Source organism: Azospirillum sp. UENF 112521, assembly GCF_058780665.1.
Genome location: NZ_JBSNCI010000005.1, coordinates 221,017 through 236,641, shown reverse-complemented (window position 1 = coordinate 236,641; position 15,625 = coordinate 221,017). Strand labels below are relative to the sequence as shown.

The 15,625-nt window shown below is 68.1% G+C and carries 10 protein-coding genes; 1 reads left to right on the top strand and 9 read right to left on the bottom strand.

The genetic code is table 11. The features are described 5' to 3' along the window. Positions 1 to 30: 30 nt before the first annotated feature. Both ACWPN8_RS26005 and ACWPN8_RS26000 read right to left on the bottom strand, forming a co-directional pair. Positions 31 to 840: a LuxR C-terminal-related transcriptional regulator gene (locus tag ACWPN8_RS26005; protein ID WP_492242841.1), complete on the bottom strand. Its 810-nt coding sequence runs from the start codon at positions 838 to 840 to the stop codon at positions 31 to 33. 721 nt (positions 841 to 1,561) lie between these two features. Then, positions 1,562 to 4,330, bottom strand: a complete 2,769-nt coding sequence (locus ACWPN8_RS26000) for a carbohydrate-binding domain-containing protein (protein ID WP_492242840.1) — start codon at positions 4,328 to 4,330, stop codon at positions 1,562 to 1,564. A 342-nt stretch (positions 4,331 to 4,672) separates the two neighbouring features. On the opposite strand from ACWPN8_RS26000, the gene ACWPN8_RS25995 reads away from it, so the two are divergent. Further along, positions 4,673 to 5,875: a glycosyltransferase family 4 protein gene (locus ACWPN8_RS25995; protein ID WP_492242839.1), complete on the top strand. Its 1,203-nt coding sequence runs from the start codon at positions 4,673 to 4,675 to the stop codon at positions 5,873 to 5,875. A gap of 10 nt (positions 5,876 to 5,885) precedes the next feature. Here the strand turns inward: ACWPN8_RS25995 and ACWPN8_RS25990 are convergent, their stop codons facing one another. From ACWPN8_RS25990 to ACWPN8_RS25960, 7 genes are read right to left on the bottom strand one after another with little or no spacing between them, the layout of a single operon-like run. Then, positions 5,886 to 7,589 carry a DUF2190 family protein gene (locus ACWPN8_RS25990; protein WP_492242838.1) on the bottom strand — a complete coding sequence of 568 codons (1,704 nt, stop codon included), beginning with the start codon at positions 7,587 to 7,589 and terminating at the stop codon, positions 5,886 to 5,888. Continuing rightward, the gene (locus ACWPN8_RS25985; RefSeq protein ID WP_492242837.1) at positions 7,586 to 8,833 is read right to left on the bottom strand and encodes a glycosyltransferase family 4 protein; all 1,248 of its coding nucleotides are present in this window, start codon (positions 8,831 to 8,833) and stop codon (positions 7,586 to 7,588) included. Before ACWPN8_RS25985 ends, ACWPN8_RS25990 begins: the two co-directional genes overlap by 4 nt. Before the next feature lie 10 nt (positions 8,834 to 8,843). Beyond that, positions 8,844 to 10,031, bottom strand: coding sequence for a glycosyltransferase family 4 protein (locus ACWPN8_RS25980; RefSeq protein WP_492242836.1), 1,188 nt, complete (start codon positions 10,029 to 10,031; stop codon positions 8,844 to 8,846). Then, positions 10,016 to 11,518, bottom strand: coding sequence for an O-antigen ligase family protein (locus ACWPN8_RS25975; RefSeq protein ID WP_492242835.1), 1,503 nt, complete (start codon positions 11,516 to 11,518; stop codon positions 10,016 to 10,018). Before ACWPN8_RS25975 ends, ACWPN8_RS25980 begins: the two co-directional genes overlap by 16 nt. Continuing rightward, a complete protein-coding gene (locus tag ACWPN8_RS25970; protein ID WP_492242834.1) occupies positions 11,515 to 12,525 on the bottom strand; it encodes a glycosyltransferase family 2 protein in 1,011 nt (336 codons plus the stop codon). Before ACWPN8_RS25970 ends, ACWPN8_RS25975 begins: the two co-directional genes overlap by 4 nt. After that, positions 12,522 to 13,694 (bottom strand): glycosyltransferase, encoded by a 1,173-nt coding sequence (locus tag ACWPN8_RS25965; RefSeq protein WP_492242833.1) that lies wholly within the window; start codon positions 13,692 to 13,694, stop codon positions 12,522 to 12,524. The genes ACWPN8_RS25970 and ACWPN8_RS25965 overlap by 4 nt, the downstream gene beginning before the upstream one ends. Positions 13,695 to 13,746: 52 nt before the next feature. Continuing rightward, complete coding sequence (locus tag ACWPN8_RS25960) at positions 13,747 to 15,480, bottom strand: GumC family protein (protein ID WP_492242832.1); 1,734 nt, start codon at positions 15,478 to 15,480, stop codon at positions 13,747 to 13,749. Between the last annotated feature and the right edge of the window lie 145 nt (positions 15,481 to 15,625).

The window sequence follows — 15,625 nt, the reverse complement described above, 5'->3', positions numbered from 1 at the left end:
CTCTCCCGCCGGGAGAGGGGACACCCCAGCTTACGGCGCCGTCCGTTCCAGGAAATATTCCATCTCCTGGATGATGCCGCTCTGGGCGGCCCAGAGGGCGGCCTGGGTGCGGTTGCGGACGTTGATGGTCTGCATGATGTGGCGGACATGAAGCTTCACGAGATCTTCGGTCATCAGCATCTCGCGCGCGATTTCCTTGTTGCTGCATCCGTCCATGATCAGTTTCAGGATGCGGGCATGACGCGGATAGAGCCCGGGATAACCCAGCAATTCGGTTTCATGCTGGGCCATCGCCCCATCCTCGCCACCGCGGCGCAGTGCGGTGGGAGAGAAGTAATCGAAGCATTCCTCCGGCACCACCGGCTCGCCGGCATGGATCAGACGCAGGGACAGCACGAAGGCGGCCGGCGCCATCCGGTTCAGGAGATAGCCGCGCACGCCGAACCGCAGGGCCATCCGCATGTGGTGGGCGGAAAATTCGTCGGCGATCATCGCAAGCTTGGCCTGCTCGCCGTACCAGCTGCGGAAGTTCCAGGCGTCGGTCTTCAGCGAGGCGAGGTCGAACAGCACGATGTCGGCGGATCGGTCGGGATTGCCGTTTCCAGAGCCGTTTCCAGGCGGCGCCTCCAGCGTGGCCACAGCCCCCCTGGCGGAGAACCCGTCGGAATAGCGGTCGGCGGCGCCGTTGGTTCTGCCGTTCCACATCGTCTTGGGTGAAAGTCCAGTTGCAAGCCGGCTTTGTGGGTCGATGACCTCGAAGCAGTCATCCAGAATGTTCAGGATGGATTCGCGCAGCAATCGGCTTTGGTTGTGAACAATCACACGAATGCGATCGGACATGTCCGTCTCCCCCAGGAATAGACGAATTGGTGGACGGCATTGCGCGGCCGGAAGGCAGGCTTTTCCCCCCTGGACGCTGTGCTTGGACGTCGGCGTTACCGGTGCGTGGCAATTCAGGTTAGCCGGATTCTTATGCCCGGCGTCCGACCTTCGGCCCCCCGTTCGGACCGTTGCCTCCGCAGTCTCCGATGCCGCCGCGCTTGGCCGCGCAATGCCGCAATTCCGATGGACGATGCACGTTGTATCGCTGGTGTCGTGCTCGCCCGTTCGAATTTAGATCAAACTATGATCCGGCACTCACGGCATTGTCTGCTGCACTTTTGGAATTGTTCCAGGCTCAGTGGGGGAGAGACTCACCCTGTCAGGGCGGAGTCCCTTGTCAGACGGACAGCAATAATAAACCATCCTCGTGTACCGGGATAGAGATGATTACCCGACAAAGACAGTAGGGGCTCCAAGGTATATCGCCAATCGTGGCGGGTCCGAAGGGAAGGGATCCAAACGATTTTTCCATACTAAGAAGAGAAACGTCGGGATAAAGCAACTTATGTTAGATGGAATGACTTGTGATCTGTCCGATCTGCGCCAGTTCACCATCGATAATATAGACTCTTAAACAGCGGTTGCCAGGAGAATCTTCGTTGACCATGGAAACGAAAATGGAGCCCCGCCTGGACGGGGCTCCATTTTCGTTCCGGCTAGCTGCGTCTTGGCCGCCGCCTTATGCCGCCACGTCGTGGGTGATGGCATAGACGCCGGTGTCCCAGCGGGCGATGGTGGTGTCGAAGCCGCCGACGCCGTTCACCACGTCGAAACCCTGGGTGGTGTTGTGCATCAGGTCCTGGACCGTGTAGTGGCCGTTGGCGAGCTGCAATTCCACGTGGGTGGCCACCGCCTTGCGCGCCGCGGTGTCGTTGAAATCGACGCGGTCGGAGGCGACGACGATCAGCCGGTCCTTCTGATCGTAGAAGCCGTATCCGGTGATCTGGGCATCCGGATCCTTGTCGGTGAAGGTCAAGGGGTGGTGGTAGTTCAGCGCCTCGTCGCCGATCAGGACCGGGGCCTTGGCCTTCAGGGCGGCGATCTCGGCATCGCTGAACAGGTTGTGTCCCTCGTATGTGGCCTGCGGGATGATGAAGGCGCTGGGCGCGCTGGCCTTGGTCATCGATTGCAGGGCGGCGTCGCTGACGTAATAGCCGAAGGGCACACCGGCGTCGTGCAGCTTGGTGATCGGCTCCAGCAATTCGCCGAGATAGGCATTGCCGATGGAGTTGCCGGCCGGCTCCAGCGCATTCATCGCCTTTTCGGCGTTGGCGCTGTAATAGAGCGCCGGGCCGAAGGGACGGGTCGGCACGATGTCGCGCAGCATGTCCAGCCAGGGCTGCTTCACCTCGCCCCAGTCGTGATAGCTGCGCGACCACTGTTCCGCCGCGCGGCGGACGCCGCCCTGGTCGTCGGCGATCATGGTCCAGCCGCTCTGCAGCCAGGTCTGTTCCAGCCGGCCCCAGCCCAGCTCGTCGCGGACCGTGCCGGTGACGCCGGAGTAGAGGCTGTTCACCGCGCCCCAGTAATCGTCCTCCGACGAGGACATCATGTGGCCGAAATGGGCATCCGGCGCGCGGGCGGCATGGATGCCCAGCATCGCCTGCTCGTAGGAGGCCGGGGCCTGCTTGTGCTGCATCTCGAAGCGTTCGAGTGTCTGCACGTTGAACAGGATGTCCTTCTCGTTCATTTTGTCGGCGATCACGCGGGCATCGACGCCGGCGAATTCGCGCATCGCCGCCGGGGTGAAGGACACCTGGGTGGTCAGCCAGGCGGCCTTGCCGGTGTTCTTCACGATGGCGTCGTCCAGCGCCTTCCAGCCATAGGCCCAGCCGTCGACGAAATAGTCCAGCCACTGGGTCGGGTGGTTGTCGACGATGTCCTGCGCCTGCTGCGCCAGCGTGCTGCCGGCCACCTTGATGCCGGTCTTGCTGCTGAACTCCGCGATCATGCGGGAGTTGAAGAAGTCCATCACGCCGGAATGCGGGCTGCCGTCGAAGAAATCGGCCAGCTCGTACCCGCGTGTGCCGGTCAGGGCGGACAGGCGCCCGAGCTTGTCGGCCATCCAGTCGGCATAATGGGCGGTGCCGCCGGTCCAGCCGGCCGGTGCATCCTTGGCGTCCAGCGGCATCAGCGGGCTGACATAGCCCCAGCCATAGGGATTGCTGCTGTCGGAGTTCAGGACATTGCCGTCGCCGTCACGTCCCAGATACTGCGGATGGGCCTTGACCCACGACACCCACGCCTTGTGGCCGCCCAGAGTGGCGAACTCGCCGCCGTTCTGCGAGAACTCGAATGTGTCCTCCCACAGCTGCAAGCCGATCAGCGGCATCACCCCGTCGGCCAGATGGCCGGCTGCAACGTCGCGGGTTTCCTTCAGATGGGCGGCGTTGGCGTAATCGGGCACCGATTCCCAGAACAGGTGCTGCGGCGCCAGCCCGCGGTCGGCACCCCACGAGATGGTCGACACGTCCGACATCAGCGGCGGACGCTCGCTGCTGACCCCGGCGCTCGCGCTGTGGTCGTTCTTCGGCAGGGTGGCGACGGGCGCCGTCGGTGTGGTGGGCGTGGTCGGCGCCGTGGGGGTGGTCGTCGTGCCGCTGGCCAGCATGTCCTTGCTGACGGGAATGCTGAGCGTGCCGTTCCACCACAGGCCCTGCTGGCCGGCAACCACATCCTTGCCGTCCAGCGCGCCGCGGTCATAGGTGACGCCGGCGGCGGTCGAGGCGACGCTGTGGCCGTTCACCACGACGGAGCCGACATAGAGGCTGCGGTCCTGGCCGTTGACGACGGCGTCGTTGTCGTACTGGACCTGGACCTTGTGCGCCAGGGCCGGATCGAGATCGACCGTGAACTTGTAGGCGGTCTGGCTGGTGGCGGCCACCTTGGCATCGCCCACCATCTTGCCGTCGACCAGAAGCTTGAAATGCGGCGGCACGCCGCCGGCACTGGTGCCCCAGGCATTGACGACCACGCTGAAGGACTTGGTCGCCGCCGGGGTCGCGACCACCGCCTCGGCGGCATCGGTCGAGGTGGGGACGGGGAACAGCGAGGCGGGCAGTGGCATGTTCAGGGCGCCGCCCCAATAGAGCCCCTCCTGCCCCTTCACCACGTCCTTTCCGTCGACCGCGCCCTTGTCATAGGTGACCGACGGGTCGGTGACGGCAATCGAGGTGCCGTTCACCGCCACGGCGCGGACGAACAGGTTGCGGTCGGCGCCGCCGACCACTCCGTCATTGTCATAGACAAGCTGAAGGTTGTGCGCACTGCCGGCGGCGACCTTGGCGGTGATCGTGTAACGGCCGGCGGTGCTGCTGTTCACCGTCGCCTGACCGATGGTCGCACCATCGAGCTTGAGCGCCAGATGCGGCCAGATGCCGCCGGCAGCCTGTCCCCAAGCATCTATCGCAAAGGTGACATCGATGAGATTGGACCCGGTGGACGACATCGGCACGACTCCTATTAATCGGATATTAAGATCTTCCAAAACGGGATTACCCGTATCGGTCGGATTACCCTTCTCGTTGGGAGTAGTCGCACGAAAGTTTATGTAATTGAGAGAGTCAATCTTGGGACATGACTCTGACTCATCTTTGACTCTTCCAAAAAAATCGATTTCGAGTCCGTGAATGCTTTAGACGCTGAAAGACTGAATCCGACATCGGCAGTCTTAAGCCTGTTGTGTGGAGATCGTATCTTTCGTTTGTTTGGCGTTCGCTCCACCTCCATGGTCCACTGCGGCACGAACCGCCGCCGGTACCGCAGATCAGGCAGGGCAGGAGGCCTCCACATGCGCACCGAATCCCTGCGCATCGCCGTCGTTACGCAGAAGATCGTCCGCCATGACGGCCAGGGCCGCGTGAACGCGGTCGTGGTCGACGAACTGCTCCGCCGCGGGCACGAGGTCGTCGCCATCGCCTCGGACCTGGCGGACGAGCTGGCGTGTCATCCGCGCCTGCGCTGGGTCCGCATCGACGGGGGAGGGGTGCCGACGCAATTGGCGAAGGACCAGCTATTCGCATGGCGGGCCAGCCAGGCGCTGGCACGGGAAAAGCGCCGGGGGAGAGACCGACCGGGACTGGACAGGGTGGTGGTGAACGGCTTCGTCAGCTGGGCGCGGTCGGACGTGAATGCGGTGCATTTCGTCCATTCCGCCTGGATGCGCTCCCCCACCCACCCGATCCGCAAGGGCGTCTCGCCCCTGTCGCTCTACCGGGCGCTCTACACGTTGCTGAATGTCGGGTTCGAGCGCTGGAGCTTCCGCCGTGCCGGCCGGCTGGTGGCGGTCTCGCGCACCGTGGCGGACGAGTTGCACCGGGACGGCATCGCGCCTGGGCGGCTGAGCGTGATCGACAATGGCGTCGACGTCGAAGAGTTCCGCCCGGGAACGCCGGACCCGGCGCTGTTCGGCCTGCCGCCCGGTCGGCCGGTGGCGCTGTTCGTCGGCGATGCCCGCAGCGACCGCAAGAATCTGGACGGCGTGCTGCGCGCGCTGGCCGAAGTGCCGGATTTGTCGTTGGCGGTGGCCGGCGACGAGCGGGGCGGCCCATTCCCGGCGATGGCGCGGGCGTTGGGGGTGGAGGAACGGGTCCGCTTCCTCGGCCACCGCCGCGACGTGGCGGCTCTGATGCGGGCGGCCGACCTGTTCGTGTTCCCGACCCGTTACGAGCCCTTCGGCCTTGTCCTGCTCGAAGCGGCGGCGAGCGGCCTGCCGGTCGTCACCACGCGCTTGGCCGGTGCCGGCCGGCTGCTGGAAGACGGCGCGGCCATCGTGCTGGATCGCCCGGACGCCCATGCCGAACTGATGCAGGCGATGCGCAGTCTGGCGGCCGACCCGGCGCTCCGCCGCCGCATGGGCGAAGCCGGCCGACGCATCGCCGAGAGCCAGGACTGGTCGGTGACGGCCGGGCGGTATGCCGACCTGCTGGAGGAACCGGAATCCTCGGGTCGGGCAGTCGAGAGGCGGGGGCTGTTGGCCGGATCGGCTTCCTGACCGGGTGCCGTCAGCGCACTCCCAGCCGCAAATCCATCGTCACGCTGTCGCTTCCCGCCGGGGCGTCCGCCACCGCCACGCCCACCGCAGCTGCGGCGCCGGCAGTGGAATCGACCCTCTGGGGAACGCCGACGGCGGGGCGCAGGAGGCTGCCCATGCGGATGGCCGCACGGGTTTTGCCGACCGGCGCGGTGCCGCTGGTGGCGACCGGCACGACGCCGCCGGCAGGGGCGGAGGTCAGGGCGACGCCGTCGGCCGGGCGGTCCTGCTCCAACCGCCGCACCCGGTCATAATCGCGCTGCACCAGATTGCCGGCATCGACGCCGCCGGAGCCCACCTTGCGGAATTCGCCGGCGCAGTCCACCGCCTCGAACCGGTTGGCGCGGCAGGCGCCGGAGATGCTAAGCGCCGCCACGAACCCGTCACGGCCGAGGCGGATCAGCCGTTCCGCATCCTCGAAACGGTTGCCGACGGCCGAGGATGCGACCACGGCCGCGGTCTCGATGTCGGCGGCGCGGTCGTTGGTGCCGTCGCCGAAGCTGGCGCTGCCGCCGGTGAAGCTGTTGCGCTCCAGAGACCGCACCACGATCAAGCCGGTGACCGGACGCCCGGCCAGACGATAGTCGGGCAGCAGCGAGCCGCTGCAGCCGATCAGGACATTGCCGTACATCTCCGCCATCGGCCCCTGGATCCAGCCGTTGCCGCAAGCCTCGAAGGCGCAGTCGAGGAACTTGTTGTTGGACAGGAAGGTCCGCTTCGGTGCCCCGTCTTCCGCGAGGATGGCGTAGGGCGAGAAACCGAGATGGCAGGAGATGAAGCTGGCATGGTCGATGCCGTTCTCCGGCGCCACGGCGATGGAGGCCAGCGTGTTGCCGGCGAGGTCGGTGTCGAGGAACAGATGATCGCCGAAGCTGTCGGTTCCCGCCGACCAGTAGGCACCGATGTGGTTCTTGGTCAATTGGCATGAGATCAGCGAGGAGTGATCGCGCCAGACATCCACCCCGGCGCGGAAACCGTAGACCCCGACCCGCTCCAGCAGAAAGCGGGAGGTCAGGGCCACCCCGCCCATGCCCGGCGGCGCATCGCCCGGCCGGTTGCCGGGCTTCGGTCCGCGCAGGCTGAGATGGGCGATGCGGCTGCGCTGATAGCCCTTGTTGTCGTCGCGGGCGGCCTGCCGGCTGGCGGCCCGGATGGCGAAGCGGCCCGGCCCAAGATCCTCCGGCCAGGACAGCAGCGAGGCCCGCATGCCGGCGCCGACGATCTCGACCTCGTTGAAGGCATCGTCGTAGCGGTCGAGGTTGGGCAGGACGATCTCGCCGTCCAGCCGGTACTGGCCCGGCGGCACCAGCACCGTCCCGCCCTGGCCGCTGCGCGACAGCTCCAGGACAGCGCCTTGCAGGGCTGCCCAATCGCATTCCTGGTCCAGGGAGCGGGCATGCGGATGGACGCGCCGCGCCGCCTCCAGGGTCTTGTAGCGTTCCGACAGGGGGTGGCTGCGCCCGTCACCGACGGCGCCGCGGTCGCGGATCGACAGGGCCGGGCCGTTCCGCGGCGACGGGGTGGGCTGGGGGCTTGGCGATGGGCTGGGGGACGGGCGCGATGGCTTGTCTGGGGCCGCCTCGGCGGTGACGGTGGCGGATCCGGCTACCGGCAGTGCCAGGGCCGCGGCCAGCAGCTTACGCCTGCCGATGCGGTTGCCGGTTCGGCCATTCATGGTGCGCGAACCCGTGCCGGTCGCTGGAGCCCGCCGCTGAGGGCGGTGCGATAGACCTCCTCCACCCGGTCGAGATGGCGGTCCAGGGTAAAGGGGGCTTGCCAATAGCGGTCATAGGCGTTGCGGCCCGTCCGCTTCACCTCCGCATCGTGGGAGAACAGCTTCAGGCAGCGGGCGAGGTCGGCGGCGTCGCCGCTGCGGAACAGGAAGCCGTTCTCGCCGGACAGGACCGCCTCCGCCGCCGCGCAATTGTCGCTGACGATGACAGGGACGCCATTTGCCAGCGCTTCATAGGCGGCGAGGCCGAAGGTCTCATACCACAGCGACGGGACCACCAGGGCACGCGCCCGCCGCACCTCCTCCAGCACTCCGTCGGATGGGAGCCAGCCGGCAAGCTCCGCCTCCGGGTTCAGCCGGCGGATGGTCTCCCTCTCGTCGCCGTCGCCGACGAAGCGCACCGGGCAATCGGCCTCGGCCGCCGCTTCCGCCAGCAGGGCAGCGCCCTTCTCGCGCGACAGGCGACCGACGAACAGCATGTGGCGGTTGTCGGCGACCGGAGCCGGACCGAGGTCTTCCACTTCCACCGGGTTCGGGATTGGCAAGGTCATGGTGCCGGGCGGAAGGTGGGGGGCGATCACCGCGCGTTGCCGGTCGCTGAGCGTCACCAACGCCATGCCCCCGGTGAAGCCGCCTGCCAGCGCCCCCGCCGCATGGCGGGCCGCCCGCCACCATTTGTGATGCAGGGCGCGGGCGTCGCAGTCGGTGGCGAGGCAGCCGGCGGACAGCGCCCGGTGCGGACAGTTGATGCCTTCCGGAAAGACGAAGAAGGCGCCGTTGGGGCAGAGCGGGAAATAATCGTGAAGGGTCAGAAGCACCGGTAGGCCAGATTTGCGGCAGACCGGGAAGACGCTGGGCGACAGTGCCTTGGCCCAGCCATGGACGTGGATCACCGTGTCGTTGGCCGGGCAGCGGGCAAGCAGGCTTTCCAGGGCACGCGCCGCTTCGCGGTTCCAGAGACCCCGCAGAGCTGCCTGCACACGGTCGGCATTGCCCTTCAGGTCGGCCTGTTCCAGGCAATGGACGGAGATGCCGTCGGTCAGCAGGGCCGGATCGATCGGCGGCACGGCGGTGAAGAAATGGACCCGATGGCCGCGCCCGGCCAACCCGACCGCACTCGCTATGGCGACCTTCGCCAGCCCGCCGCTGGGGTGGGCATGATCGCAGAGGATGACAACCGTGCTCATCGCGGGCTGCTCATTGCAGGGCGCCGCGGTAGACCGCGGCTGTGCGGGCGGCGATCACCGGCCAGTCGAAGCGGCTGCGGACCAGGGCTCGGCAAGCGTCCGCATCCGGCAGGCGGCGGACGCCGGTCAGCGCCTCCGCAAGGCCGATGCCGATGGAGCGTGCGTCGGTCCCGGCGAGCACGAGGTCGCCGTCCAGCCCCTCCACCACCTCCGGCAGGCCACCGACCGGAGTGACCATCACCGGGGTGCCGGCCGCCAGCGATTCCAGCGCGGTCAGGCCGAACCCCTCCAGCGCCTGGGACGGCATCACGCACAAATCGGCGGCGCGGTAGGCCAGCGGAAGATGCGCATCGGGTACGAAGCCCAGCAGCCGCACATGCTCCTCCAGCCCCAGCGCGCCGATGCGATCCTGAAGGGCTGCTGCCTCCGGCCCGCGTCCGGCGACGACCAGCAGCACGTCCGGCACCCGGCGGCGCAGCTCCACCATGGAATCGACCAGCGCCGTCAGCCCCATGCGCTTCACCAGCCGCCGCACCGTCAGCACCGTGGGGCGCCCCAGAGGCCAGCCGAGCCGGGCGCGCGCCCGCTGCCGGCTGTCGGGAAGGTCGTGGCGGTCGGCATCGACGCCGCCCGGCACCCGGTGGATGCGCTCCGGCGGCACGCCATAACGCTCGGCCAGGATGGTGGCGAAGGACCGGGACAGCACGACGAAGCGGGTGGCGCGGTGATAGACCAGCCGCTCCACCATGAATTTCAGTCGGACCGCCAGCGGGCTGGCCCCCTCCGCCGCACTTTCCAGCGCCCAGGGGCCATGGAAATGGACGACCATCGGGCGATTGCGCAGAGCCGGCAGGGCCCCCACCGTGTTCAGCGCGAAATGCGAGGCGACGAGGTCCGGCGCCTGCCGGCGCAGCGCCTCCGCGATGGCGGCCCGGGCCGCCACCATCCGGCGCGGCAGCGAGGCCGAGGGAGGCGCAAAGCTGGCGATGCGGGCGCCATTGTCCAGCGTTTCGGAGACGGTGCCCAGCACCAGCCCGGAGACGGCGATGCCCTGCTGCGGCAGATGGCGGGCGAGGTGGTAGAACATATTCTCCGCCCCGCCATGGGTTTCCGGAAACCAGCCCAGCCCAAGCTGGAGCACACTGGCCTCCCGCATCTCTTCCGGCAGGGTGCCGGGCAGGATCAGGCTTCCGTCCATTGCTTGTCCTCTTGGAATTGGCTTGCCGCGGGTTGCTGGACGGCGGCTTGCTGGGTGGCGAGCCCATGGTTCTTGGCGGCCATCGCCATGCCCAGGAAGAACCAGAATCCGACGCCCGTGACCTTCACCAGCGTGTGCTCGAACACCATGCAGATGAGGATCGTCAGCGCCGCCGTTTCGGCACAGCGGGCAAAGGGGTCGGGCGGCGCCCCGCCGCGGCGCAGCATGCCCACCGTCAGCGCGATGATCCCGGCGACATAGCCCAACGTGCCAGGCCAGCCCAGCTCGTAAGGCACGCGCAGGATGCCGCTGTCGAAGAAGGCCATGGCACCCAGCTGGCCGTCCTCGTTGGTCAGCTTGGTCGCGGTGTCGATGGTGCCGAGACCGGCGCCGCGCACTTCGGTCAGCGCCTGGATGAGGAAGCGGCCGTAGAATTCCTGCCGCTCCTGATAGCTGCGGTCGTTCTCCATCGAATTCAGCGTGTCGAAGCGGCAGACGATGGCCTGGTTGACCAACGGCACGCTGAGGAGCGGCAGGGAGCAGAGCACCAGACCGACGCCGACCGCGACCAGCCTCAGCCGGTGCCGGCCGGGCATGGTCAGCAGCAGCCAGGCGAAGGTGAACAGCCCGGCCAGCCACGCCGCCCGCACCAGACTGAGCAGCAGCGACCCCAGCGCCAGCGCGCCGGCGATCGGCACGAGGATGCCGCGTGCCGCCGGCAGCACCGCCAGCCCGGTCACCAGCAGGAAAGCCAGCGGGCCGGAGGAGTTCAACGTGCTGAACACCCGCACCTGCATCGGCAGCGGCATGCCCTGGTTGGTCATGCCGACATTGATCAGCCAGCGGGCATCCCAGGCCGGCATGAAGAAATACTGGATCAGTCCATAACCGCCGACCAGCGCCAGCCCCAGAACGAAGGCGCGCAGCACCGCGTCGCGGATCTGCGGGTAGAGCGGCCAATGCAGGGCGACATAGAGCCCCAGCGTCACCGGCACCAGCCAGTTGAGAAGCGCGAAGGTCGCCGCCGCCACACCGGCCTGGGTGATGCCGTTGAGGTAGGCGTAGAAGATGCCCAGCATCACCGGCACGAAGCCGAAATAGGCGCGGTAGCGCAGCATCGGCAGATATTGCGCGATCACGGCCCAAGTCATGGCGCCGACGGCGAAGGGCGTCACCATGACCGGGCTGATGACGCTCCAGCCAGCCTGGTAGTCGACCAGCCGGCGCACCTCCGGTGTCAGGAACCACAGCCACCAGGTGAAGGCGGCGAAACGGGCCGGGTCGCGCGTCACCAGCAGCGCGCCGACGGCCAGCGCCCCCACCGGGAAGATGATCTCCAGCAGGCCAGCCTTGCCGACCAGCACCGGCATCAGGACCAGGAACCAGAAGACCGGGGCTGCCAGCTTGCCCAGGGACGGCAGGCCGCCAGCGCCGTGATGGGTATGGGACAGTTGACTCTGGTCCTGGCCGGCTGTGGCGAAGGTCATGCCACCGTCTCCCGCCAGTCCCGCATTCCCGCCAGCCGGCCGCGCAGCGTGGCGCGCAGCTTCGCCCCGGCATGCCGGTCACCGCGCAGCCGCAGCCTCGCCCATTGCGCCAGCCCGGGAAACTCGCAGGTTCCCACCAGCATCGCCCAGGCGGCGAAGGCGGCGCGGTTGGCCGGGCCGAAATGGGCCATCAGCGCCAGCGTGTCGTTGAAGGTCGCGTTCTCCTGCGCCAACGGATGGAAATGGTCGCTGCCACGCTGGTCGATGTCGAAACGGACGGCCGGAAAATGGTCGACCGCGACCAGCGGATCGTAGACCAGCCGCCAGCCCTGACGGGACAGGCGCAGGCAGAAATCCACCTCGTTGCGGACCTGGGCGCCGCTGCCGCGCAACCTCGTGTTCAGCCGCTGGCCGGCGATGGCCGTTCGGCGGAAGCTCCAGTTGGCCCCTTTCAGAACGTCGACGTCCTGCGCCGGACCGACGCCCAGATGGTGGTTGCCGATGACGCGGCCGAACCATTGCAGCCGGCCGACGATCTCCGCCTCCCCGGTTTCCGGCACGGTGCCGTGAAAGACATGGTCGCGTCCGCCGACCCCGCCGATGCGGGTGTCGGTGCGATACCAGGCTTCGATCCGCTCCACCCAGTCGGGATGCGGAACGGCGTCGTCGTCGGTGATGGCGACGATGTCCCCGACGGCATGGTCCATGCCACGGTTGATGGCGGCGACCTGTCCCGGCACGTCGATGCCGACGACCTCGACGGGAAGGGCGGGGCGGTAGCGGCGGGCGACCTCGGCGGACTCCGGATCGCTGTCGCGCACGGTGACGACCACCTGGACCGGCGCCAGGGTCTGGCGAACCAGCCCGTCCAGGCAACCGGCCAGCTGGTCCGGCCGGCGGTAGGTGGGGACGATCACGGTGACGCCCAGCCGCTCCGTGGCGGCGGGATCCACCGGCACCAGCGAGATCGGACGGGCCGCCATGGAAGGAGTGGTGCCGCCGCTCATGCCGGTGCCAGCTCCCGTCCGCGGTGGCTGATCGCCGTGGAGCGTTCGGGCGCCAGGGAAGCCTCCTCGCCGTTCATCCAGCTGTCGATGGTCTCGCGCAGGCGCGCCTTGAACACGTCGCGGTCGAAGCGGGCGGCATGGGCGCGGATGGCGGCAGGGTTGAAGCGTGACTCCTGCGCTTCGAACCGCTCCACCGCCTCGATCAGCCCCTCTGGCGTCTGCTGGTCGAAGAACAGGCCGGACAGGCCGTCGCGCACCGTCTCGGTGGCGCCGCCGCGGTTCAGAGCGATCACCGGCCGCCCGGCGGCCATCGCCTCCACCGGAACGATGCCGAAATCCTCGTTGGCGGTGAAGATCAGCGCCCGGCAGGACGCATAGTGGCGGTCGAGGTCGGCCGGGGAACAATGGCCGACCAGCTCCACTGTCGGTCCGGCCATCTGCTTCAGGCGCCGGAACTCCTCTCCCTCGCCGACGACCACCAGCTTGCGGCCCATGCGGTTGAACGCTTCGATGGCGATGTCGGCGCGCTTGTAGGAGACGAGCTGGCTGACGAACAGGTAATGGTCGCTCCCGCCGCCGCCGCCGGGGCAGGTGACGGTGGCGAAGCGCTGTGTTTCCACCGGCGGATGGATGACGGTGGCGTCGCGGCGATAGACCCGCCAGATGCGCTGCGCCACCGTGTGCGAATTGGCGATGAAGCGGTCGACCCGTGCCGCCGTCGCCAGATCCCATTGCCGCAGGCGGTGGATGGCATAGGGCATCAGCGGCCGGACGATCGGGCCGGCCGAGTGCAGGTAATCGTGATAGCCGCTCCACACATAGCGCATCGGCGTGTGGCAGTAGCAGACATGCAGCGCGTCGGGCCGCGTCAGCACACCCTTGGCCGGTCCGGATTCGCTGCTGATGACCAGATCGTAGGCGCTGAGGTCCAGTTGCTCCAGCGCCAGCGGCATCAGCGGCAGGTATTTCTGGTACATCCGGTGGGCCATCGGCAGCCGGTCGATGAAGGTCGTGGTTACCCGATGGCTGCGGATGATCGGCGACATGCGTTCCGGCCGGTAGACATGGGTGAAGATGTCCGCCTCCGGATACAGCTCGCACAGGGCTTCGACGACCTTCTCGCCCCCGCGCATCCCAACGAGCCAGTAATGGACGATCGCGACTTTCATGGTGGGTTCTCCAGAAAGGGACCGGCGCTTGCCTGAGGCCAAGGGTTCGGTCTCAGGCGATGCGGCGCAGGCGATAGGAGCGGCCGCTGGGCGGGCGGGCGCCATATTCGAGATTCGCGTGTTCGCGGGCGTTGACCATCGACAGCACCGCCCCGCCGATCCGCCCGCCGACCTGCCGCACCTGCTTGATGCCGGCACTGGCGAGGCTGGAGGCGGTGCGCGCCCAGCGCACGACGTAGAGGACACGGTCGGCCAGCGGCGCCAGGATCAGCGCGTCCGACACCGACAGCACCGGCGGCGTGTCGAGGACGACGACGTCGTAGCGTTCGGCCAGCTCGACCAGCAGCGACAGCATGGCCTTGGAGCCGAGCAGGATCTGCGGGCGGTCGACCGGCCGGCCGGCAGCGATCACCGACACCCGGCGGCGGTCGTCGATGTGCAGAACCTGATCGAGCGTCGCGTCGCCTTCCAGCAGGTCGGTCAGCCCCTTGGGCGGGCGGACGCCGCCGAGAAGCCGGTGAACGGCCGGACGGCGGGTGTCGCAATCGACGATGACGACGCGCCGGCCGGTGTCGGAAAGGAAGGCAGAGAGTGCCACGGCCAGCGTCGTCTTGCCCTCTCCCGCCACCGACGAGGTCAGCATCACCACCTCGCCGCCCTTGACGCTGGCGGGCTCGGCCCCGGTGCGCACGAGATGCAGCCGGGCGCAGAGCCGCCAGACCGCCTCGGCGAAATCGCCGCCGCCGGTGTTGGAATAAGGATCGTCGTCGGCACCGCCCCTCCGCTGGGTGGACCGCTTGGCCCGGCCCAGCAGCGGCACGATGCCGACGGCAGGCAGGCCCAGCAGCGCTTCGACCTGATGGGAGCTGTAGACGCCGCGCTGCCGCATGGTCCGCACCAGGGCGACGCCGGTGGCGATGGCACCGCAGACGACCGCGGCCAGCCCGGCGAGCACCGCCTTGCCCGGCCCGACCGGGCCGCCCGGAACGGCGGCTGCCGAGACGATGCGCACGTCCGGCGTCATCTCCAACGCCTGGAGCACCTGCGTCTCCTTCAGGCGGGTGACGGCGCGGCGGTAGTTGTCGTCCGACGCATCTGCCTGCCGCTGAAGATCGCGCAGCCGCACGTCGGCCTGAAGCGTGTCGAAGGATTCCGCCCTCAGGCCCTCCAGCCTGCGGGACAGATCCTGGATCTTGGCGACCTGCTGTTCCACCTCGCCCCGCAGGCTGCGGACCACGCGGTCGATTTCGGTGGCGAGGGTGGCGTTCAGCTCGCGCAGTTCCGCGGTCGGCCGGTTCAGCGCCGGGTGGCGGTCGCCGTACTGGGCCCGCAATTCCGCCAGCTGGGCGTTCAGCGCCGCCTGGCGCTGGCGCAGGGTGGTGATCAGCGGATCGCCGCCGATGTCGGTGCCGGTCAGCGATTCCGGGTTGCCGGGCCTGACCGACTGCAACTGGCGCAGCCGGGCCTGGGCATTGGCATGGGCGGTGCGCGCCTCCGCCAGCTGCCCGTTCAGGGCCGACATCTCCTCGTTCACCAGCGGGGCGTCGCGGCCCTTCACCATGCCGGTCTCGGACCGCATCGCCTCGACCGCGGCGCGGCCGGTGGTCGTCATGTCCTGGCGCAGCTCGTCCAGGCGGCTTTGCAGCCATTCGCTGGCGTTCTGGGTGGCCTTGCGCTTCGCTTCCACCTGGATGGCGAGATAGGCGTCGGCGACGGCGGTGGCGGCGCGGGCCGCAAGCTGCGGGTCCTTCGCCTCCACCGTGATGCGGATCGCGCGGGACTGCACGCCCGGGCTGATGCGCAGATTCTTCTGGAACGCCTCGGTCAGGCGGTCGGCTTCCCTGTCCTGTGCGTTGCCGGTCGGGGCGGCCGGGCGCGGCGGCGGCGTCAGCAGGGCGGCCAGAGACTTCAGGCAGCATCGCCGCCACCTC